This window comes from Pseudooceanicola batsensis HTCC2597 (genome assembly GCF_000152725.1).
In the GTDB taxonomy this organism is placed as follows: domain Bacteria; phylum Pseudomonadota; class Alphaproteobacteria; order Rhodobacterales; family Rhodobacteraceae; genus Pseudooceanicola; species Pseudooceanicola batsensis.
The window spans coordinates 804029-804840 of sequence record NZ_CH724131.1 but is presented as its reverse complement, the minus strand read 5'-3'; the positions used below and the strand labels follow the sequence as shown (position 1 = coordinate 804840).

1 protein-coding gene is annotated in these 812 nt (G+C 67.9%); it reads right to left on the bottom strand.

Annotation, left to right across the window (positions count from 1 at the left end):
• Nucleotides 1-19 precede the first annotated feature (19 nt).
• The gene (locus tag OB2597_RS08005; RefSeq protein ID WP_009805037.1) at nt 20-733 is read right to left on the bottom strand and encodes a DUF6445 family protein; all 714 of its coding nucleotides are present in this window, start codon (nt 731-733) and stop codon (nt 20-22) included.
• Nucleotides 734-812: the final 79 nt, after the last annotated feature.

Sequence of the window (812 nt, the reverse complement as noted above, 5' to 3'; positions counted from 1 at the left end):
TGGGCGCGTGCGGCGGGGATCACCCGTCGCGCGGCAGGTAATCCACAAAGAAGTTCGCGGTAAGCCGACCCCAGGCCGGGTCTTCGGACAGAAGGGCGGCGTCCTCGACGATGCCGCTGTGCAGGGTGAAACTGCGATAGACGGCGATCCGGTTGAACCGCGCCTCGACAAAGCCGGTGCGCTCGTAGCCGGGCGTGCGTTCACCCGGATAGCGATCCTCCTCGCCGAGCGCGGCAAGGTCGCGCCGGCGCGCGTCGAGGTACCGGACCCTTTCGTCGGGGCCGATCTGTTCGAAGCCCGTCGAACTCTGGCGGAAGAACGCGGTGCCGCCGAAGGCGGGGGCGCAGAGGTAGTGCAGAATGGCCACCCGCCCGGGTCTCGCGATGTCGATATGCGGGATGCGCTGAAGCCCCTGGAGCGTGGACGGCTTCTGCGTGACGAGCGAGAAGGCGCATTCGAACCGGTCGAGCCTTTGCGGCGTGTCGAAGAGGTGCTGCCGGATCACCGGGTCGATGCGCCGGAGTATCGTCCGTACATAGTCCTCCGGCAACCCGGCACGGCGACCGGGGTATCCGCCCGGCGGCAGTTCGTTCCAGGAGGTTTCTCGGCACGCGGCGGCGACGAGGCGGTCGGGGTCGGTCAGGACGTCGTCGATGACGAGGACCGGTTCGCCCGATCGGCCGACCGGCATGACCCGGATCCCGGGCGCGCGATTCGCGGTATAGTCCGACATGGCGGAAGTCTGATACAGCCTGTCGCGGAAAGCGAGGTCTTGGCTCTGGCGGTTCCTCGCGGGTGTGCTAGCCTGAAGC

What these genes read in the sequence shown, in the direction of transcription:
- OB2597_RS08005 (WP_009805037.1), bottom strand. Translation starts at nt 733, where the DNA reads ATGTCGGACTATACCGCGAATCGCGCGCCCGGGATCCGGGTCATGCCG.